The 22248-nt window shown below is 49.2% G+C and carries 16 protein-coding genes; 12 read left to right on the top strand and 4 right to left on the bottom strand.

The window, feature by feature from the left end; all coding sequences use genetic code 11:
• Positions 1-32 precede the first annotated feature (32 nt).
• The 4 genes from D082_RS11890 to atpD all read right to left on the bottom strand — a co-directional run bounded on the left by D082_RS11890 (position 33) and on the right by atpD (position 4926).
• Positions 33-1211, bottom strand: coding sequence for a beta-ketoacyl-ACP synthase (locus D082_RS11890; RefSeq protein ID WP_028947434.1), 1179 nt, complete (start codon positions 1209-1211; stop codon positions 33-35).
• A 7-nt stretch (positions 1212-1218) separates the two neighbouring features.
• On the bottom strand, positions 1219-2652 hold the full coding sequence (locus D082_RS11885) for a M16 family metallopeptidase (RefSeq protein ID WP_369796148.1): 1434 nt from the start codon (positions 2650-2652) through the stop codon (positions 1219-1221).
• A gap of 264 nt (positions 2653-2916) precedes the next feature.
• A complete protein-coding gene (gene atpC / locus D082_RS11880) occupies positions 2917-3327 on the bottom strand; it encodes an ATP synthase F1 subunit epsilon (RefSeq protein WP_028947436.1) in 411 nt (136 codons plus the stop codon).
• Between the two features lie 147 nt (positions 3328-3474).
• The gene (atpD, locus tag D082_RS11875) at positions 3475-4926 is read right to left on the bottom strand and encodes a F0F1 ATP synthase subunit beta (protein WP_028947437.1); all 1452 of its coding nucleotides are present in this window, start codon (positions 4924-4926) and stop codon (positions 3475-3477) included.
• Between the two features lie 154 nt (positions 4927-5080).
• On the opposite strand from atpD, the gene D082_RS11870 reads away from it, so the two are divergent.
• The 12 genes from D082_RS11870 (at position 5081) to D082_RS11815 (ending at position 22209) form a co-directional block, all read left to right on the top strand.
• Positions 5081-7075 carry a response regulator gene (locus tag D082_RS11870; protein ID WP_238546715.1) on the top strand — a complete coding sequence of 665 codons (1995 nt, stop codon included), beginning with the start codon at positions 5081-5083 and terminating at the stop codon, positions 7073-7075.
• A 28-nt stretch (positions 7076-7103) separates the two neighbouring features.
• Positions 7104-8306 (top strand): hybrid sensor histidine kinase/response regulator, encoded by a 1203-nt coding sequence (locus tag D082_RS11865; RefSeq protein WP_238546714.1) that lies wholly within the window; start codon positions 7104-7106, stop codon positions 8304-8306.
• A 41-nt stretch (positions 8307-8347) separates the two neighbouring features.
• Positions 8348-9544: a glycosyltransferase family 1 protein gene (locus D082_RS11860; protein ID WP_028947440.1), complete on the top strand. Its 1197-nt coding sequence runs from the start codon at positions 8348-8350 to the stop codon at positions 9542-9544.
• Between the two features lie 67 nt (positions 9545-9611).
• Positions 9612-10490, top strand: a complete 879-nt coding sequence (locus D082_RS11855) for a transglutaminase family protein (RefSeq protein ID WP_028947441.1) — start codon at positions 9612-9614, stop codon at positions 10488-10490.
• Positions 10491-10694: 204 nt separating this feature from the next.
• Positions 10695-11687 (top strand): porphobilinogen synthase, encoded by a 993-nt coding sequence (gene hemB / locus D082_RS11850; RefSeq protein ID WP_038531641.1) that lies wholly within the window; start codon positions 10695-10697, stop codon positions 11685-11687.
• A 336-nt stretch (positions 11688-12023) separates the two neighbouring features.
• On the top strand, positions 12024-12209 hold the full coding sequence (locus D082_RS11845; protein ID WP_038530838.1) for a hypothetical protein: 186 nt from the start codon (positions 12024-12026) through the stop codon (positions 12207-12209).
• Between the two features lie 149 nt (positions 12210-12358).
• The gene (locus D082_RS11840; RefSeq protein ID WP_028947443.1) at positions 12359-13030 is read left to right on the top strand and encodes a Fe2+-dependent dioxygenase; all 672 of its coding nucleotides are present in this window, start codon (positions 12359-12361) and stop codon (positions 13028-13030) included.
• A 570-nt stretch (positions 13031-13600) separates the two neighbouring features.
• The gene (locus D082_RS11835) at positions 13601-15874 is read left to right on the top strand and encodes an ATP-dependent helicase (RefSeq protein WP_028947444.1); all 2274 of its coding nucleotides are present in this window, start codon (positions 13601-13603) and stop codon (positions 15872-15874) included.
• A gap of 87 nt (positions 15875-15961) precedes the next feature.
• Positions 15962-16750 (top strand): curli production assembly/transport protein CsgE, encoded by a 789-nt coding sequence (locus tag D082_RS11830; protein WP_238546713.1) that lies wholly within the window; start codon positions 15962-15964, stop codon positions 16748-16750.
• Positions 16747-20880, top strand: a complete 4134-nt coding sequence (locus D082_RS11825; RefSeq protein WP_028947446.1) for a PAS domain S-box protein — start codon at positions 16747-16749, stop codon at positions 20878-20880. Before D082_RS11830 ends, D082_RS11825 begins: the two co-directional genes overlap by 4 nt.
• Positions 20881-20976: 96 nt before the next feature.
• Positions 20977-21273, top strand: coding sequence for a 30S ribosomal protein S20 (gene rpsT / locus D082_RS11820; protein WP_028947447.1), 297 nt, complete (start codon positions 20977-20979; stop codon positions 21271-21273).
• A gap of 150 nt (positions 21274-21423) precedes the next feature.
• Positions 21424-22209 carry a TatD family hydrolase gene (locus D082_RS11815; protein WP_028947448.1) on the top strand — a complete coding sequence of 262 codons (786 nt, stop codon included), beginning with the start codon at positions 21424-21426 and terminating at the stop codon, positions 22207-22209.
• Positions 22210-22248: the final 39 nt, after the last annotated feature.

The raw sequence follows: 22248 nt of genomic DNA, 5'->3' as shown, positions 1-22248 counted from the left end.
GTCAACGAGGCTTGACTCCTGGCTCATTTTATTCATTCGATGCCATTGCCCACGGCGATCGCCCCATTCTGACCGCCAAAGCCAAAACTGAGACAGAGACCATAGCTTAAAGGGTTAGTTGCTTGCTGAGCTGATTCAACGCCGACAAAGTTTAGAGGAAATTCCGGTTCTGTCAAACCAACACAGGGAGGCAATTTTTGCTGATGAAGGCTTAATAAAGTTAAAGCTACGGCGATCGCCCCTGAGGCCCCTAGGGTATGGCCAGTGGCACCTTTGCTGGAAGTAATGGAGGGATTTTGAGGAAAAAGAGTTTGGATTAAAGCGGCTTCCCGTCGGTCATTAAAGGAGGTGCCGGTGCCGTGGGGATGGATTAAGTCAATGTGCTCTGGGGTTAAACCACTGCGGGCAAGGCAATGCTCCACAGCTTTTTGGGCACTACGGTTATCAAAGGCGGGGGTACTGCGGTGGAGAGCATCACAACTAAAACCCCAACCCAAAATTTCGCCGTAAATTCTCGCCTTTCTGCTTTGGGCTAATTCCTGGGTTTCCAGCACCAACAGGGCTCCCCCTTCCCCCAACACTAAACCTTGCCGTTGGCGATCAAAGGGATAACAACCATCCCGGGCCAACGTGGCCATTCTACTAAAACCCGCTAGGGTCAAGGGCGTAATGGGGGCCTCCACAGCTCCAGCTAAAACCCTTTGACAATAACCTTCCCTGATGAGATCCACCCCTTTGGCGATCGCCCACAGCCCCGTAGCACAGGCGGCCATGGGAGACTGCATCACCTCCACTTCTGGCAAAAGTTGGGCCGCTAAACGGGCGGCTTGATCCGGAAGAGTTTGCCACCAATCAACGGGGGAAAAATTGGGCGGTGCTGAAGGGTGGGCATTACTGCTTACCCAATCTTCCCAATGGCCTTGGCTCGCCCGACTAGAACCAATCGCCACTCCCCAGGTTTTGGTGCTGCAATTAAGCTGGGCATCGTTAAGGGCTGCCCGGACTAAATCCGGCATCAATTGCTCCAGGTCCCAAGGGCAATTCCCCAGTAGAGCAAGGGGTAACAGTGGCAAATTAAGAAAAGGTTGTTCCAGCTTGATGGCCGTTTGGCCCTGTAATAATTGCTGCCAGGTTTCTTGGCGATCGCCTAGGCCAGTACGTAAACCAATGCCTGTGACCACCACCCCTGTTTTTTTGCCAACGCCAGCCATAGCCCTATTAACTATTGGCTTCAGGAATAGCAATGTCCAAAACTTCCACTCGGCGATTTAGGGCCTCTAGTTTTGGCCTAAGGCCATCACCTTGCCCCACAATGACCGCAATCATCTGTTCCGGGCGAAGATACTTAGCCGCCACCCGTTGCACATCCTCCACCGTAGTATCCATAACAGCCTGTTGGTAGGTGAAAATAAAATCCTCCGGATACCCATAATACTCATAGGTCATCAGACGGGAAAGGGTTTGCCCTGGTTGTTCAAAGTTAAACACAAAGGAATTCAAAATCGAGTCCTTGGCATAGGCTAATTCCGTCGGAGTCACTTCTGTAGTCCGTAGCTGCTCAAATTCCTCTAGTAAAGATTGGAGAAATTGCACTGTGGTTTCCGTACGGGTGGGGCCGCCGGCCAGAAAATAACCCGGGTAGTCATAGCGGGCCTGCCAACTACCGGAAACGCTATAGGCTAAGCCCTGTTGGGAACGGATATTGTTAAATAACCGTCCGGCAAAGCCCCCTAAAACCCCATTCATCACCGATAGAGAAGCATAGTCAGGGCTGTCCACCATGCCGCCAATTTGTCCCAGTAGAACGTTGCTCTGGGTAACGTGGGGTAAATCCACCAAAAAAACTTCACTGTCATTAACTTGGCTAGCGTCCGGCGGCGTTAATTGGGGCGCAGTGCCCGACACCTGCCAATTACCAAACCTTTCCGCAATGGTCTGCTTAATGGTTTCGCCGTTAAAGTCTCCGACAATGCCCAAAATCATTTGGTCAGGACGGATGTAGCGCCGATGAAAATCGACAATATCCTGGCGGTCAATATTGGCTAAAGTTTGGTACTCCACTGTCCGGGCGTAGGGACTGGTGGGGCCGTAGAGCATTTTGATAAATTCCCGACTGGCAATATCCCCTGGATCATCGTTACGACGGGCAATGCCGCCTCGAATTTGGTTCTTAGCCAAGCTAATTTGGGCTTCATCAAAGGCTGGGTTTTGAACTACCTGGGCAAACAGATCAAATACCTGGTCAAAATCCTTACTCAGGGCAGAAAAGCTGGCGGAACCGGAAGCGGTGCCAATACTGGTTTCGATGGCGGCGGCCTTTTGCTCCAACAGAGTGTTAAGTTCCCCTGGGGGATATTTTTCTGTCCCTCCCAGGCGCATGGTTGTCCCAGTTAACTGGGCTAAGCCCACCTGATCCGCCGGTTCCCAACGGGAGCCTACCCGCATCACCACGGAGCCAGACACCAGGGGCAGTCTCCGGTCAGGCATCAGATAAACCACCAAACCATTGGGCAAGGTATAGCGTTCGTAGTCCGGCAGGGTGATTTCCGGTAAAGGTGGAAAAGTTAATTGGTCATGGGTTTTGGGTTGGCCTCCCAGATCCCTAGCAATGGCAGGATTGAGATAAACATTGCTAAAAACGGCGATCGCCATCACCAGGGCCGCCAGCAGAGCAAACCGTTGCCGGGCATTGGGGCCAGAAAATAGGGCTTTAGGGATTCTAGACAAATTTTTCATGAAATATTGACGGCGATCGGGTTTTTACAGTCCCCAGTGATAGGACGTGGGGTAAAACTGGGGGAAGCAAAAATTTGTGGCCAAAACAAAAGCCCTCCCTATGTTAACAATGACTCAACACGGGGAAGACCTTGGTTCAAAAAGTTGGTTTCACCAATGATTAACCGACAACGGCAATGGCTAGACTGCACCGCCGGCTGCCTGGAGCCGGGCCCGGGCCTTTTTATAGTTATTGGAAGCCTTGAGTTGACTAGGTTTATCTTCCCCCCGGTTGGCTTCTTCCAAGGCCCCTTGGGCTTCGGCATAGGCTTGGCGGGCTGATTCAGCATCAATGTTGGTGCCCAATTCAGCTCCGTTGACCAATACCTTGACTTCATTATTTTCTATCTCGGCAAAGCCCCCCATGACAGCAATATTCTGCCAGTCTTTACCGGGGCGCACCCGCATCACCCCAATTTCCAAAGCGGTGAGCAGGGGAGCGTGGTTACTGAGGATACCCAGTTGACCGGTGGTGCTGGGGAGAATGAGTTCCTGCACTTCTTCGTCCCAAACCACTTTATCCGGTGTGATTACCCGTACTGTTAACGTCATTTTTAGGAATTTCCCTTTGATAGCGTTTCTATGCAAACAACTGGCGATCGCCTGTGAGGGAAAGGGGGGACACTAAACGATGGTCATCCTAGAGAACCACTGTTATTCCCCCTAACTATTCCCTAACTTAGACCCCAGGCCATTAACTTAGCCTTCTTTGAGCTTGGCACCTTTGGCCTTAGCTTCCTCGATGTCTCCCACCAGGTAGAAAGCTTGCTCCGGTAAATCATCCAATTCACCAGCCAAAATAGCTTTGAAACCTTTGATGGTGTCAGCTAAAGAAACGTACTTGCCGGGGGCACCGGTAAATACTTCAGCAACGAAGAAGGGTTGGGAAAGGAAACGCTCAATTTTCCGGGCCCGATCTACGGTCAAACGGTCTTCCTCAGACAATTCATCCAAGCCGAGAATAGCAATGATATCTTGCAATTCTTTGTAGCGTTGCAGGGTGGATTGCACTTCCCGGGCAGTGTTGTAGTGCTCTTCCCCAACGATGGAGGGCTGGAGCATGGTACTGGTGGAATCCAAGGGGTCTACCGCCGGATAAATACCTTTAGCAGCCAAACCACGGGAAAGCACAGTGGTACCGTCCAAGTGGGCAAAGGTGGTGGCGGGGGCGGGGTCAGTCAAATCGTCCGCCGGTACATACACCGCTTGGATAGAGGTGATGGAACCCTCCTTGGTGGAGGTAATCCGCTCTTGCAAATCCCCAACGTCCGTACCTAGAGTGGGCTGGTAACCTACCGCAGAGGGCATCCGGCCCAACAGCGCAGACACTTCTGAACCAGCTTGGACGAAACGGAAAATGTTGTCAATGAAGAGCAACACATCTTGCTTATTGACGTCCCGGAAATATTCCGCCATGGTCAAAGCGGTTAAGCCCACCCGCATCCGAGCCCCGGGGGGTTCGTTCATCTGACCGTACACCAGGGCGATTTTTGACTCTTCTGGTTTTTCGGCGTTGATTACGTTGGATTCGATCATTTCGTTGTAGAGGTCATTCCCTTCCCGGGTCCGTTCTCCTACTCCACCAAATACGGATACACCACCGTGCTGGATGGCGATGTTGTTGATCAATTCCATCATAATCACGGTTTTGCCTACGCCGGCGCCACCGAAGAGACCAATTTTGCCACCCTGACGGTAGGGAGTAAGCAGATCAATTACTTTAATACCGGTTTCAAATACTTGGGGCTTGGTTTCCAAATCCACCAATTTGGGAGCGGGGCGGTGAATGGGGAAAGTTTCACCAGCGGGCACGGGGCCTTTGTTGTCAACAGGCTCACCGAGAACGTTAAAAATACGACCGAGGGTGCCAGTGCCGACGGGAACACTAATGGGGGCACCGGTATCCACCACGTCCATACCCCGCACGAGGCCATCGGTGGAACTCATGGCTACGGCGCGGACTTGGTTGTCGCCGAGAAGCTGTTGCACTTCACAGGTAACAGCTACTTCGTTACCAGCAGAATTTCTGCCTTGGACTTTAAGGGCATTATAAATACGGGGCAATTTACCACTGGGGAATCGAGCGTCAATTACAGGCCCGATGACCTGGGTGATTTTGCCAACGTTAGTTGCTTCTTTTACGGCTACCATGCTGATTGTCTAGGAATTTGTTTATAGTTAGACTACAGGATTACTGTTTAGTTTTGGTCAAATTTGCCATCTTTAAGGGTATCACTTTGGGGCTGTCCCCAACGGGCAGGAAGGGTCAAATCCTAGGATACGGGGCGATCGCCAGGGGGGAGTTTTGGAGCAACGGTTGGAACGGGAAGATTGTCTGCGGTCTATTGCCAGAACGTTATTGGAAAAAGACTGGTCCACTGCGGTGGGGTTTGCCCTAGAGCAGTTGGGGCTATTATTCGGTTGTCAAAGGACCCATTTGATTTACCACGACCCCGCCCAGGACTGTTTGCGTATGGCGGAAGAATGGTGCGAGGTGGGCATTGCCCCCCGGTTGTCAACTTTTCAAAGGGTACCGGTTTCCACCTACCCTTGGATCTGGGCTAATTTACAGAACAGTGACGGGGTTTTGGTGGAGGATGTGGAGCAGATGCCACCGGAAGCCAAAGTGGATCGGGCTTCCCTCCAATTTGATCTGGTTAAAACCATTCTGGTGGTGCCCATGGTCAAAGATGCCCAGGTGTTGGGCTACATTAGCTTGGTTCATATCCACAATAATTATCCCTGGAACGCTGAGGAACTAAATCTAGCTAAGCTGGTGGGACAATTTTTGGCGATCGCCCAGGCCCGCCATCAAGCGGAGACCACATTAACTAAAGCCAAGGATGCGGCGGATGCGGCCAACCGGGCCAAAACGGAGTTTTTAGCCAGCATTAGCCATGAACTGCGGACTCCCCTCAATGCCATCATCGGTTTTAGTCAACTATTGTACCGAGATCCTAATCTGGCCCCCCATCGTCCCACCCTAGACATCATTAACCGTAGTGGTGAGCATTTACTAGAACTAATTAACGATATTTTGGAAATGTCCAAAATCGAGGCGGGGCGCACCACTTTGAACGAGAAGGCCATTGATTGCCACCGTCTGTTGGATAACTTGCAAGCCCTTTTTCAACTGCGGGCCCAGGAAAAAGAACTGCTAATCCAGGTGGAAAGAGCGCCAGAAGTGCCCCAATGGATTAAGGCAGATGGGGGGAAGTTGCGCCAGGTGTTGATTAACCTATTGGCCAACGCAATTAAATTTACGGCCCAAGGTGGTGTCACCCTCAAAGTTAAATGTCTCACCGGTGCTACTCCCCATCCCGACAAGGAAGAAGGCATGTCTGTTTGGCTGCATTTTTTGGTGGCGGACACTGGCCCGGGCATTGCGCCCCAGGAAATGGATAAGCTCTTTGTGCCCTTCGCCCAGACAGAAACGGGACTAAAGTCTTCCCAAGGTAACGGCTTGGGGTTACCCATTAGCCAAAAGTTTGTTCAGTTAATGGGGGGCGAAATTCAGGTGCGGAGCAAAGTTGATCAGGGCAGTGCCTTCTTTTTTGCCATTCCGGTACAAATGGTGCCCGCTCCCGAGACTAATCTGGAGCCATCGACCTTAATTCTGCCTCCCCTCAATCAACATAATCAAAAAGTTCTTGTGGTAGATGATCGCCAGGAAAGTCGCTTACTTCTGCGACAATTGCTCACAGCCCAGGGTTTCATTGTCCAAGAGGCGGAAAACGGGGCTATGGCGATCGCCCTTTGGGAAAGCTGGCAACCCCAGATAATTTTAATGGATATGCAAATGCCAGTACTAGATGGTCGCAGTGCCACCCGGAAAATTAAGGCTACCCCCCAGGGACATCACACCATTATCATTGCCCTTACCGCCAGTGCCTTTGAAGAAGAAAGAGCCGAGATTCTAGCCGCTGGCTGTGATGACTTTTTGAGTAAACCCTTTCGACAAGAAAAATTAATTGCTCTCTTGGCCAAGCATCTAGCCATAGCCCTGCCTCCCCAGGCTAAACCGATCGCCTCCCCTCCCAAGCCTTTTCCCGCCATCACCGCTCCTTCTTTGGCGGAACAATTGGCCGAGACCCCCAGCCCCTGGCGACAACAGATGGCCAAGATCGCCCTAGAATGCAATGAGGATGCCCTCATCACCTTAATTGGCTCCCTGCCGACCCTGCCGCCGTCCCTAGCCCAACTTTTGGCCACCTGGGCCCGGGAATACCGATTTGAGCAAATTTTCCTGGCCCTTGAATCCAGCCTTGGGTATCCCATCCCTTTGACCCAGCCTAGTTGATGGGACTGGGGAAGCTTGGCTGAAAACCGTGTTTGCCGTCCGGCTAGGCTTACCCTTACCCTTTCTCCACTGTCAATTTCAGAAGGCGATCGCCATGGGCCAGGTCCGTAAAACCCTTTTTATCGTTGATGACACCCCCGATAATGTGCGCCTATTGGCCAATCTTCTATCGGGCCATGGTTATCTTATTCGCAAGGCATTAGACGCTAGTTTTGCCCTAAAAAGCATTGAACAATGCCCACCGGACCTGATCTTGCTGGACGTGAATATGCCCAGGATGAACGGCTATGAAATGTGTGCCCGGTTAAAATCCAATCCCAGTACCCAGGACATTCCCATTATTTTTATCAGCGCTTTGGATAATGTGTTGGATAAAGTTAAAGCTTTTAACCTGGGGGGAGCTGATTACATCACTAAGCCATTTCAGATGGAGGAAGTATTGGCCCGCATTGAGCATCAATTGCTACTGCAACAACAAAAGCATCAACTCCAAGCAGAAATTCAAGAGCGGAGGCGGGCAGAACAATCTCTGGAGATTTCCCTGCGGGTGGTGTCCCACGATCTGCGGAATCCAGTGTTGGGACTTTCCATGGTGTTGAACAATTGTCTCAAACGAGCCGATCCCGAGGAAACAGAACTTTGTTTGCCCCGCCAAACCTTGGAGCAAATGGTCCGTAGTTGTGAACGGCAGTTGGCTCTGATTAACTCCTTGGTGGAAAGTCAACATTGGGAACAGCAGGGGGTTCCCTTGGTGTTGCGACAACTGAATCTAGCCACACTGGTGAAGGATTTTGCCGCAGAATGGTCCCTGGGATTAAGGGAGCAAGAAGTGAGGCTCAACCTAAACCTGGCGGAAAATTTACCTCCAATTCCTGGGGATACTAACTTTATCTGGCGGGTGTTGGAAAACTTATTGGCCAATAGCCTTAAATATAACCCCCCACCCCGAACGGAGCCATTGGAAATTACCATCACCGTTACTGCTCCAGGGGACGTTTTAATTTGTCGGGTGAAGGACAATGGAGTTGGTATTGATCCGGCCATGGCCCAGCGAATTTTTGAGCGTTATCAACGGGGTGATCGGGACAATAATCCTTTGGGATTGGGTTTGGGATTATATGTTTGTAAGTTAATTATTACGGCCCATGGTGGCCAGATCGGCTTAAATACTGCTGTTGATCAAGGAGCGGAGATTTACTTTACTTTACCCCTAACAAATTCTCCTGCTTAAAGTTTTGGCAATTACCAAATAATCAGGAAAGTTAATCAGTGATGCTAAAAGTTTGTGTGGATGCCACAGCGATACGAGGTCAATTAAGCGGCATTGGCTTTTATAACCTCAGCCTGCTGCAGGCCTTAAATAAGTTGCAGTATAGTCAACAGTTCCAAGGACAGTTTTCCCTACAAATTTATTATCAACCAGGGTTCAAAGATTGGTTGCGGGGACGGTGGCAGAAAAATAATTATTTATCTGAATTTGATCACTGTATTTGCTTACCTCTGCCCGTCACCCTGAGCGATCGCCTAACAAGTTTTCCTAATCCTATTTTAAATTTGTTGGAACAATGTTTAGGTCAACCTAATTTGATCCATGGCACAGACCACTATATTTTCCCTAGTCAGCAGAGCATTAATTTGTTGACAATCCATGACTTAACTTTTCTCAAGTTTCCTCAATTTGTCCCCCCCATTGTCCAACGCTATCACCAAAGAATTTTACGCTGTTTACCTTTTGTCCATGGCATTCTAACCTTTGCTGAAAATACAAAAAGAGAAATTATTGAATATTATCAATTTCCTCCAGAAAAAATTTTTGTTACACCCCAAGCTAGCCGTTACCAAGGTTTGCCACCATCCCCAACAACATCGCCGCTGGCATTTGAGCTAAGTAATGATTCACTTTCTGCTAGAATTCCCTACAATTTCCAATTACCCTATTTCTTGTTTGTCAGCACCTTAGAACCCCGTAAAAACATCGTTGGTCTCATCTCCGCCTTCAACCTATTTAAAAAAGCTACCAAAGCTCCCCATCAATTAGTATTGATTGGTCAGTTGGGCTGGAAATATGAACCAATCCTAACGGCGATCGCCAATTCTCCCTATGGTGATCAAATCCATCGTTTAGCCTATGTTTCCAACCAATGGCTAGGGATGTTTTATCAGCAAGCTACAGCCTTCGTTTACCCATCTTTTTATGAAGGCTTTGGTCTGCCGGTGGTGGAGGCCATGAACTTTGGCCTACCGATAATCACTTCCAATGGTGGATCATTACCGGAAGTGGTAGGGGATAATGGGGTTTTGGTAGATCCTCAGGACACCCACGCATTGGCGTTAGCATTGAAAAAAATAGTTAGTGATCCAGATTGGCAGAATCAATTAAGACAAAAAAGTTTAGCTAGAAGTAAGATTTTTTCTTGGGATAATACAGCCAGAAAAACCCTAGAAGTTTACCGAGTTTTGTCAAACTAAATATTGTCATAACAGTCTTAAAATTTACTCTAAAGTTAAATTCTTATTATTCTTATTATTAATATTTATGGCTACTTATCGCATCGAACATTACACCGAATATAACTTCAATCAGTCTGTTTATTTGCGTCCCCATCGCTTACGGTTAAGACCCCGCAGTAACGGTTGGCAGAATTTACTCACTTATAATTTGACCGTTGATCCCCTCCCCACTGATTTAGCAGAAATTACAACCTTGGACGGCAATGCGGAGCAAAAAATTTGGTTCACTGACCCTACGAAAAAACTCGCGATCTCCGTGGAATCTGTTATCCAAACCACCATGGAAAATCCGTTTAACTTTTTGCTGGAACCGTGGGCGTTAAAGTTACCGTTCGACTATCCCCAATCCTTGGCGCAACAACTGCGGGGTTATCTTGTGCCCTACGAAGGTCGTCTTGATCCGGTGGCGGTGGAGCTGGCTCAAGATATTGCCCACGATTGTCAACGGCAACCGATTACCTTTTTGCAAAATTTAACCCAAAAGTTATACGAACATTGTACCTATACAGTACGGGCAATGGGGGAACCTTGGGAAGCGGGGGTCACTTGGCGCAGTCGGGAAGGCTCCTGTCGAGATTTGACCGTGTTGTTTATGGAAATCTGTCGGGCTATGGGTTTGGCTGCTCGGTTTGTCAGTGGCTATGAAGTGGGGGATCCAGAAATTAATCAATGGGAACTGCATGCCTGGGCAGAAGTGTACTTACCAGGGGCCGGGTGGCGGGGCTATGATCCCACCCATGGTTTGGCCGTTGGCGATCGCCACATTGCTTTAGTGGCCAGTGCCATTCCAGCCTATTGCAGCCCAGTGGAGGGGGAAGTGGCCCCGGTCAAAACTTTTCAAGAAACAGGCTCAGTGGTGCAGTCAGAGTTGGCAACAACGGTAAAAATTAACGCCATGAATTAGCGCCATGGACGATAAATTTTGAGGTAAATTGAATTAAAGTGCAAAAAAATGTCTAAAGAGTTCCCGTTGATAGACAAGATAGGACTGTATACTAAAATGATAATCATTATCAAGACATAGGCCATGGTTTTATCTTCTGCCTCCGGACCAACTAGAACCATCGTTGATTCTGCATCGCAACACCCCTTGCCCAATGGGGAGGCTATGCAACTTGTCCCTAGGCCTCGACGGTTACGAAGAACAGAAGGACTGAGGAGAATGGTCCGGGAAACCGTGTTGACGGTCGATGACCTGATTTATCCTATGTTTGTCATGGAAGGGGAGAATAGAAAACAGCAGGTAAATGCTATGCCAGGATGTTTTCGCTATTCCCTAGACCTTTTGCTAACCGAGCTGGAGCAGATAACCAGTTTGGGTATTAAGGCGATCGCCCTTTTTCCCCTCATTGCCGATGACCAGAAAGATAATGCGGGCACTGAAAGCTACAATCCCCAGGGGCTAATTCCCCGGGCGGTGCGGGCCATCAAACAAAAGTTTCCTCAACTGGTGGTCATTACGGATATTGCCCTGGATCCCTACAGTAGTGAAGGCCATGATGGCATTGTGAAAGATGGACAAATTCTCAACGATGAAACAGTGGCGGTGTTGGTGAAACAGGCCCTAGTCCAGGCTGAGGCCGGGGCTGATTTTGTAGCCCCCTCGGACATGATGGATGGCCGCATTGGGGCTATTCGTAAAGCCCTAGATAAAGAGGGCTGGATCAATGTGGGTATCCTTGCCTACTCCGCCAAATACGCTTCTGCTTACTATGGTCCATTTCGGGATGCGTTAGATTCTGCCCCCAAGTTTGGGGACAAGAAAACCTACCAAATGGACGGGGGCAATGCCCGGGAAGCCCTCAAGGAAGTGGATCTCGATATTTTTGAAGGGGCGGATATGGTGATGGTCAAACCTGCTCTGGCCTATCTAGATATTATTTGTCGGATTAAATCTCATACTAAATTACCAGTGGTGGCCTACAACGTCAGCGGAGAATATGCCATGGTCAAGGCGGCGGCGGCCCGGGGATGGATCGACGGGGACAAGGTGATGCAGGAAACCCTCATCAGCATGAAACGAGCAGGGGCAGACCTAATTTTGACCTATTTTGCCAAGGATATTGCTAAGCAATTATGCACTAATCGGATTGAACTTTAAAAAGTTTCCATAACCGTTTGTAGGTATTTTAATCATGAATAATTTATCGACATCAAATTTAATTATTTCCAAAAGAGGTCTACTATTTACCATAATTACCTTGGTCGGCGATCGTGATTAATGGTTGAATGCTGGGGGTAACCTCAACGATTACATTCTCAGGGGACCACCCTAGATGGCCCCAAGCTCCTCCCGATCAAGTACAATCCCCCCGTCGGGGTCGACAATGTTGATCGGAAAAGGGACCAGAGCAATTTTTTCTCTGTCCGATATCGATGCTAGAATGCCACTATAAAGCCGTCCTGAAGGGCGGGATTTCGAACCTAATATTTTTCAATGAAAAACAAAACTATTGCACTTTTTTTAAGCTTAGGGGTGACCATTGGGTTAGGCGCCTGTGGCAGTGACGATGGTGGAGAAGGAGGGGAAAGTGGAGAAAGTAGAGTAGTTCCCAATTCCGACCGAATTTCTATAGTACATTTAGAACCTTTAGGTGGTAATGAAAACCAAACAAAAGGTTAATTAAAAGCCAAGCTGGTGTACTGCCGATTTTCCAAAAGCAAGGGGGATTTCCAGTCCAAACCAGGTGTAGGTTTTTGATGGAATTTTCCGCAAAGATGGCCCGGCTTGGTTTTAATAAGCAATAACCAGAGAAAGATTCTGAATTCTTGATGATTATTTGCATCGACCGGGTTCTCACAAAACCTCAAGTCACAACAATTCAACAGCAGTTACAAACTGCAACTTTTAAGGAGGGACGGTTGACCGCGGGGACTTTCGCCCAGGAGGTTAAAGACAATGAGCAAGCAGTGATTGACCTGTCCTTAGCGGCTCTTATCGACGAGATCATTACTCCAGCGATTCAAAATAATACCCTATTCAATGCGGCAATTCGTCCGAAGAAAATGCGTCCCTGTTTGCTTAGCCGTTATCTGCCTGGCATGGCCTACGGTTGGCATACGGACAATGCCTTGATGGGGCAGGGGGACCATGGTAGTCGCTCTGATGTTTCATTGACGTTATTTTTAAGTGATCCAGAATCCTATGGAGGGGGAGAATTAGTTATTGACACTGGTTTTGGAGAACAATCATTCAAGCTTCAGGCTGGCTCACTGGTAGCCTACCCCGCTACATTTTTGCATCGTGTCACAACTGTTACTGCCGGTGAGAGATTGGCCGCAGTGACATGGGTGGAAAGCTGGGTGCGATCGGCCCAACAGAGGGAAATATTATTTGATTTGGACACAGTACAAAAGTCTGTTTTTCGGAAATCTGGTAAAACCCTTGAGTTTGATTTACTGAATAAGACCTACGTTAATTTGCTTCGCCAATGGATGGAGTAATCAAGCTTGAATTTTTCACAGAAATTTTAGTTTTCATAACTAAATCTCTATTAGAGCAAAGATCAGGACGGTTAGGATGAACAGTCACTGGAAACCTTTCCAAATAAGATGTTTATAGTTAATCCAAATAAGATTCAGATGACTAAAGTCTTTACCAAAGACGCTTTTAGCTTTGGTCAGTGTCTTACTTTCAATTAAATTAACTATAAAATTAAAGATGTCCTAAATAGCCCACTTTTTGCTATACATATACACAGAATTGAACTTCCTCAATGGTCATAGGGACATAATTGATTGCCATAGAAAAAATTATTGGTTTACTTTGATCATCGTCCTTAGAGATTATAATATAAAGGTTCCGCTATGCCGTCCATGGCTGTTGTGAATTCGATTTGGGCAACAATGGGCATGGATGCCGGTTTTGGGGATTTATTAATCCAAGCAATTGGCAATCAATACATCCAAGCTTAACTAGCCACGTCAGGAATGACATTGTAAGGGCTAGACCAATTACCATGGGGTTCTAAATACTCGGCCATTGACTCACTATCCCCAACGACGGCGATCGCCATGCATCAGCTTTCCCCTAACTTAGAGCAACTACGCCAAAGCTTACGCAGTAGTCAACGACCATTAGCAGACTGGCAGGGGGGAGAAATGGCCGTTTCCGCTGTGCCTGGGGCCGGCAAGTCCCATAGCCTTTCCGTAGCGGCGGCGATCGCCATCGCCCAACATGGTTTACATAACCAAGAAAGATTATTAATTGTTACCTACACCCGCTCAGCGGCGGCGGCCATCAGGGGCAAGGTTAACCAACGTTTACGTTCTTTGGGTTTACCAAGCCTAGGTTTTACCGTGCAAACTCTCCATGGTTTAGCCCTGAGCATTGCCCTGAGACATCCGGAAGTGTCCGGGTTAGATCCGGAGCAACAAACTTTAATTTCCCCTAACCGGGGCCACGGTCTAATCAAAGAGACGGTGGAGCGGTGGCGACGGGAAAACAGTAAAACTTACCAAGCCTTGGTGGAAGTGGGCAATTTCGACGGAGAAACCACCGAAACTCTGCGGCGGCAGGCAGTGCTGAGCACGGAAGTTTTGCCGGAATTAACCAAAATTGTGGTTACGGAGGCTAAAAGTTCTGGCCTTTCCCCCCAGGATGTGGGCGCCATGGGTCGCATTGCTCCGGGCAGTGAACTGTTGCTGATGGGGGCTGGATTGTTTAAACAGTACCAGGCCCTAATGGAAGCCAAAAATTGGATTGACTACAACGACATGATTCTCGCGGCCCTACGGGTACTAGAGGAACCCCAACTTTGTCGTCAATGGCAGGAACAATTCTTCGGCGTTTTTGAAGATGAGGCCCAGGACTCTAGCCCCCTCCAAGAAAAATTATTAACCAAGTTGTCCCAAAATGTAGACGGCACCATCCGTTTGATTCGGGTGGGGGACCCCAACCAAGCTATTAACTCCAGCTTTACCCCCGCTGACCCCGTGTATTTCAACCGATTTTGCCAACGGTGCCAGGATTTGGGGCGTTTTGCCACCATGGACCAGGCGGGGCGCAGTAATGTAAAAGTTATTGCAGCAGCCAATTTTTTGCTGGAATGGGTTAACCAAGACTGGCAAACTCGGTCGAACACTAGTTCTAAAAACAATAGTTTCTTGCCCTTTCGGGTCCAAGCTATTCGTCCGGTGGAGCCTGGTGATCCCCAACCCAATCCCCCGGCCACGGACAAGGGGGTAGAAATTCATTTTCCCAAAGATATCAATGAGGAGGTGGAGCAAATTCGTCGCAAATTAGTGCCGCTGTTGTTAGCTAATCCCCAACATAATGCGGCCATTCTGGTGCGGGAAAATCGTCAGGGCCGTTTTGTTGCTGATCATCTGAGGGAAATTGAAAAAGATAGCCCGTTGAGGGTTCTAGATGTGGGGGATCAAGACCGCAATTCCCGCATACCAAGGGAAATTTTCGACTTATTGCAATTCATTGACCGCCCCCATTCTCCAGATCTGCTCAAGGGCGCATTGACGGTGTTGCAGGAACGGCAATTAATTCCCACCCAGGATTTAAACGCCTTGGCGGCGGTGCCGGAACAATTTCTTTACCCCACTCCACTCATGGCTCCCCTGTCCCCCAGTGCCATCCCCGCCCAGGGCATCTGCCGCAGTTTGCTCAAGGCCCGCCTGGAACTACCGGCCTATCAACTGACCGCCTTTTTGGGTCTGACCCTCAATTACGATGGTTCAGATTTAGCCACTCTCCAAAAACTATCGGAACGGTTGCAAGTGCAAATTCAGCCGGAGCGGTCCTTAAAAAATTTGCTTAGCGCACTCTATACCATTGTCAATGATGAACAATTCGAGGCGATCGCCAGCGATAGTGACGAAAAATACACCAAACCAGGGCAAATAACGATTATTACCATGCATAAAGCCAAGGGGTTGGATTGGGACTATGTTTTTCTCCCTTTTTTACACCAGGACACCCTCCCAGGGGATCTATGGGTACCCAAAGGGGGACAATTTTTGGGACAATTTACCCTAGCAGAAGTGGCCCGGGCCCAAATTCGCACTGTGGTACACCATCAACAGCAACAAAATTCCGATGCCGTGGTTTTGCCAACAACGACAATGGCCTGGCAGGAAGCCCGTCAGCTCAAGGAAGCGGAGGAATATCGTTTGCTCTACGTGGCTATGACCAGAGCCAAACGCCTACTGTGGTTATCCGCTGGCCAGCAAGGCCCCTTTGCCTGGAACCAAATCCAAGCGCGGAAATCGGTTAAATTACAGACAAAACAGCCCAGCCCAGCTCTACTCGCTTTGCAAAAGCGTTTTGGTTCCTAGGGGAAAGACTATAATCGGATTCAGGGGCATTGGCGGCGGTGGCGATCGGGCCAAACTTATGCCCTATGGTCAGTTTTGTGTAAATTTTTGTCTAGATTGCTAGTTCGCTTAACGGTGTTGCTTTTTTTGAGTTTGCTGTGGCTGGGGGGAGTAAAAAACCCAAGTCTGGCGGAATCACTGCCCGACCGTTTGGAAGCCTATCCCCAATGGTCTAATTTGCCCAGCTTGGAGCAAAGAAAAGGGGAAATCCATTACCCCCCATGGTTGGCAGGTACCTGGCAGGTTACCAGTACCTTGCTCGAACAAAGTGCTCCCTTGGCTCCCCAAATTGTTAGCCCGGGTTTCACCAAAAACAGTACCTATCTGCAACAACCGGTGCAATTTCTAGTCAAATTCGTTGACCAAACCCCTTTGCCGGAATTCAACTGGGCCCTGTCTGACTTGGTCAAAAATGCCACGGTGATTGTACCCGATCGCCGTTTTAATGCCGAAGCCATCACCCAAGCTTATTTGGGGCAAGATGTGAACATTACAGTGCAGGTGAAAGAACAACCTAGTCCCCGCCTAATTACCGTTTTTCCCCAACACCAACGGCTAGTTTCCACTGTCCTTGGCCACAGCCAAGCCAGCCCCGACCCAGAAGAATTTCTTGCTAGTGAACTGACTAATCAACAATTCATTGCCGGCACTAGTCAATACCTCAACCAAGTGGAAACCACCACTGCTTACCACCACGTCGGCCCAGGTAAAATTACCGCCAGCCAAATTACCGCTGTTTACCTTTCCCCCACCGACCCCGATTATTTTGTCGCCCGCCATCGTCCCATTGCCCTCTACCGCTATGAACTTACCCTAGAAGCTGTGCCAGAACCATGAATTTTGCCATCACCCCGAGGGAGGTCATTGCCAAAGCTATTCAATGGTCTTGTCTTTGTCTGTCCGAGCATTTGGATGCCACAGCGGCCCTGGCCCATTGGCACCATTATGTCCAACGGCCTCGGGAACAACAGGGGGACGCAACAACCTTTCCCCCCTGGGCCTTGGTGCTGGATAATACGGGTCAATTGGTGGGTTTATTGCCGGATTGGCAACTGACAGCCGCCCTCTGGACCGAACATTTCTCTCCGGCGATCGCCTTGGGTAAATTATGTTTACCCTGTCCCCTGAGCTTAGACCTAGCTAATTTGCCTAGCCTAGGGGAAATTGTGGAGATTTTTAGTACCTGGGGCCGTGGCTGGGACGTGTTGCCCATCGCTGACCGTCAGCATCAAACCTGGGGTTTGCTGAGCATCGGCAATCTCATTCGCCAAGTGAATCTTTGTCAACTGTGGCAAAATCTTTCCCTCCAGGGCATTGCCCCGCCCCCTCTTGTTTTAGCACCGGAAACCACCCTCAGGGAATTTGCCCGCCACAGCTTTGAGCAACAAATTTCCACCTTTCCAATTGTTTATTCTTCCCCCCTATTACCCGCCGCTGCTCTCCAAATTCCCCTGGGGAACGTCAGTCTCAGCTATTACTTCCGGGCTAACAATTATGGCTCCCTGGTCTTGGATAATGCCATTGGCCCCGATCTCAGTGCCACCTTTCCTCTCTGCACCATTGACCAAACCTATTGCCATGCCAGGGAACTACTCCGCAAACAAGATAACGACCATGTGATTGTCACCTACATCAGTGGTGGTTTTGCCGGTTGGGTGGGCCCCGAGCAATGGCTTGCCACCCTCCAACCCGATGTATTGCTGGAAGCTTTGCAGAGGGAAATGGAAATTCCCCGCATTATCCAGCATTTAGAGGCCCGCATAGTTTGGCAACAGCAACAGCAACAACGCAATCAACATTTAATCCAGAAATTACTCAGTCATAATCCTAATCTCATTTACCTATACGACCTGATCCGCAATGAAATTATTTACCTGAATCTACCGGCAAGTTTAGTAGATAATGCTTCCCCAACGGATGAGGCCTCCGACGGCAATCTAATTCCCAATCCCCTACTAAATTCTGAGCCATGGCAGAATTTTCTCCTGCCTGTGGGCCACTTTTCTAAGCAAAACCTGGTGGAACTCCAGGCCCATGAGAAAAAGGAATTTCATTTTGAATTTACCGATACTAGGCGATCGGTGCATTATTTCACAGTGGAAATTTCTGCTTTTGAAATCGATGGCACCGGCAAAACTAGTAAGATTCTATGCATTGCCCAAGACATCAGCCATGGCAAAAGGGCCGAAGCGGCACTCCAGGCAAGGGAAAAACAACTACAAACCTTGGTCAATACCATTGCTGATGGCATTGTTATTCTGGACCATGATGATAAGGTAATCTATGCCAATCCCATGGCCTGCCGGATGTTTGGTCTGAGTAAGGAAGAGTTTTTGCATTCCCAATTGGGTTTATCTAGCCAGAGTCAGGCGGAAATTGGCATTAATGTTTCCCCAGAAGAGGAAGGGGTAGGGGAAATTAAGGCGGTGCCTATCCACTGGCAGGGGGAAGATTGCCGCCTGGTAACGGTGCGGGATGTGACCGATCGCCAACGGGTATTGAGACAGTTGCGGGAAAGTGAACGGGGATACCGCGGCTTGCTAGAAGCTTTGCCTAATTTAGTCTGGCGACTATCTCCGGAGGGTCAGGTGTGGGAGTGCAATAAGCGGACCCTGACCTATTTCGGCCGGCGGGGTAAACAAATTTTGGGCAATACTTGGCAACAGTTCCTCGCACCGGAACAACGGGAGATGGCGCAAAAACAATGGCAGGATGGGCTGGCTGGGGGAAAATTTTTTCAACTGGAATGCCGTCTGCGGAGGAATGATGGAGAATACCGTTGGCAATTATTTCAGGTCTTGCCCCTCGAAGATAATTTCGGCGGCATCAGTGGCTGGCTAGCTAGTAGTACGGACATTGAAGACCTCAAACGGGCGGAAAAAACCCTGCGTAGTCAGGCCCAACAGGAAAAACTTTTATCCCTGATCAGCCAAAGGATCCGCGAATCTCTCAAGCTAGAGACGATTCTCCGCACCACTGTGACGGAAGTACGCCGCACCATCCGAGCTGACCGAGTTTTGATTTATCGCATCCAGGAAAATGGCCTAGGTACCACCGTCGCCGAATCCGTCACTGGCGGCCATCCTTCGGTGATGGCCATGGATCTAGACCCAGAAAGTTTCCCGGTGGAGTGCTACCAACGCTACCTCAATGGTTACATCTACGCTTCCACTGAGCGCTTACCAGACTGCGCCGCCACCTGTGCGACCAACTGTTTCACCGTGGCGGAATCCAAGTCCAGAATAGTGGCTCCCATTGTCTTTGACCATCGCCTCTGGGGTCTCTTAATTGTGCACCAATGCTCTGCTCCCCGCCCCTGGCAAGCAGCGGAAATCCAGTTAATGCAAAGCCTCGGCAACCAGTTGGCGATCGCCATTCAACAATCATTACTGTACGAGCGCCTACAGGAAGAACTATCAGAAAGGCAAAGGGCGGAGCAAAAACTTTTGGAAGTTAACCAACTGCAGAAGGGAATTTTTGATGTGGCCAACTACATGATTATTTCCACAGACAGTAGGGGGTTAATCAGCACTTTCAACCGCACGGCAGAGGAAATTTTAGGTTATGCAGCGTCGGAGCTCATCGGTAAACAAACCCCGTTAATTTTCCACGATTTTGAAGAAATGGCAAGGCAAGCCTCCCAACTTTCCCAACAGCTAGGGCAATCCCTAGAACCCAATTCCATCGACATGTTTGCCCTTCCCGCCATCCAATGGGGCGTCTATGAAAAGGAATGGACCTACATCACCAAAAGTGGCGATCGGCTACCGGTACATATCTCCATTACGGCCCTGAGGGATGACCAAGGTAACTTAGATGGTTTAGTGGGGGTAATCAGTGATTTGCGACGGCAAAAACAAATCGAACAGGAAAAGGAAAACCTGGATTTTGTGGTCAAAAATAGTACTGAGCTAATCGTGATCACTGACCTGAAGCAAAAAATTACTTTTCTCAACCAAGCGGGACAATCCCTGATCGGCCTAGAAAATCTGGAGACTGCCCCATCAACCCTTCTGACAACCTATCTCAGCCCTGAATATCTCAATTTTTGGCAAGAAGAAATTATCCCCCAGGTATTCCGTTCCGGTGCTTGGGAAGGGGAATTTAGCTTCCAAGATTGCCAAACTGGTCGAGAAATTCCCGTTACCGCTTCCGTTTTTCTTCTACAGGACGCCGATGGCCAACATTCCTCTAGCTTAGTGGCCATTGCCCACGACATTACCCATATCAAAAATGCCGAGAAACGTATTTTGTCTGCCCTAGAAGCGGAAAAAGACTTGGGAGAGTTACGTTCTCGCTTTATTTCCACGACTTCCCATGAATTTCGCACTCCCTTAGCCATTATCAGCTCATCCACCGGCATTCTGAAAAAATATTGGCCAAGGCTGGAGAACCGGAAACTCGATGAACACCTAGGGCGCATCGAAGAAAGTGTCAAACATATGGTGCAACTGTTGGATGACGTGCTTACCATCAACCGGGCCGAAGCCAACTACCTTGAATTTGCTCCCCACCCCCAAAATTTGATCCAATTCTGTCGCAATATCACGGATGAACTGCAAAGTAGCACCGAACATCACCATCTCCAATTCAGCTATGATGGCTTTAGTGCCGAGGAAATCGTCGCTTTTGACCCCAAACTATTAAGGCGAATTCTGACCAACCTACTCAGCAATGCCATCAAATATTCTCCCCATGGTGCCCCGGTGGAATTCCATTGCCAACGCCGGGGTAATAGTGGTGTTTTTTCCGTCCGGGACTATGGTATTGGCATTGATGCTGAAGAAATGCCTAACTTGTTTGATAGTTTTTTCCGGGCAAAAAATGTTGGTAGTATTCCCGGCACGGGTCTGGGGCTGTCCATTGTTAAAAAATCAGTGGAACTCCACGGTGGGGCGATCGCCATCACCAGTGAGCTAGGCCAAGGCAGTTGCTTTGAGGTGGATTTACCCCTCTGGCACGATTGACCCAGCGTTGTCGCGGTGTCCCCAAACTGTTAGAATGACAATTCTGATCTTTGTGAATCTAACCTTCTTTTACAGTTACGTACCTAGAGAGCAACCGTGGCTAATATTAAGTCTGCCCTAAAGCGAATCGAAATTGCTGAACGCAACCGACTCCAAAACAAAAGCTATAAGTCGGCCATCAAAACCCTGATGAAAAAAACTTTTCAATCGGTGGAGGCCTACGCCCAGGACCCCAATCCCGAAAGTCTAGAGACCATTAACACCAGCATGGCCGCCGCTTTTAGCAAAATTGATAAGGCGGTGAAGTGTAAAGTAATCCACAAAAACAATGCTGCCCGCAAAAAGGCTCGCCTGGCCAAAGCCCTCCAGAAGGCCCTACCCGCCGCGGCCTAAACCATAATCATCTTCTCCCTAGAGGAGTTTGATGGTACTTGGTAGATAGATTTAGCATTTAGCAAATTGATTGACAAACCACGGTTTTAGCTGGGGACAACCTTTGACTTTTGGTTATTTGCGCGATCGCCCGCGGCATTGGGAGAAACCATGCACCTAGTTGATACCCACGTCCACATTAACTTTGACGTTTTTGCGGCGGACTTAGACCAATTACAACATCGCTGGCAGCAGGCGGGGGTGGTGCAGTTGGTTCATTCCTGTGTTAAACCCGAGGAGTTTGGCCAAATTCAAGCCCTAGCCGATCGTTTCCCGGAACTATTTTTCGCAGTGGGACTCCATCCCCTGGATGCTGCCGACTGGCAAGGGAATACGGCGGAACAAATTCTCGCCTACGCCAAGGCTGACCCCCGGGTGGTGGCCATTGGTGAGATGGGCTTAGATTTTTTCAAAGCTGATAACCGTGGCCACCAGATTGAAGTTTTCCAGGCCCAATTGGCGATCGCCAGGGAATTGGCCAAACCGGTGATTATCCATTGCCGGGATGCCGCTGACACCATGCGCCAGGTGCTAACGGAATTTCAACAGGAACAGGGCCCCGTGGGCGGCGTGATGCACTGCTGGGGGGGCAATCCAGAGGAAACCCAATGGTTTTTAGACCTAGGGTTTTACATCAGTTTTAGCGGCACAGTCACCTTCAAAAAGGCCGAGGGCATCCAAGCCAGTGCCCAGATGGTTCCCCTTGATCGCCTATTGGTGGAAACCGATTGTCCCTTTTTGGCCCCGGTGCCTAAACGGGGTAAGCGCAACGAACCCGCCTTTGTGCGCCACGTGGCCGAGGCGATCGCGGCCCTGCGCCATATATCCCTAGAAACCCTTGCCGAGCAAACCACCGCCAATGCCCGTAACCTGTTTAAACTGCCGGTTCCCGCCTAGGCTGAGGGCATCTCCTCTCCAGTGAACTTCCCCTGGCCC

Origin of the sequence: Synechocystis sp. PCC 6714, assembly GCF_000478825.2 — a bacterium.
Taxonomy (GTDB): Bacteria; Cyanobacteriota; Cyanobacteriia; order Cyanobacteriales; family Microcystaceae; genus Synechocystis.
The sequence above is the reverse complement of the archived record's forward strand: the minus strand, read 5'-3'. Positions and strand labels throughout refer to the sequence as shown.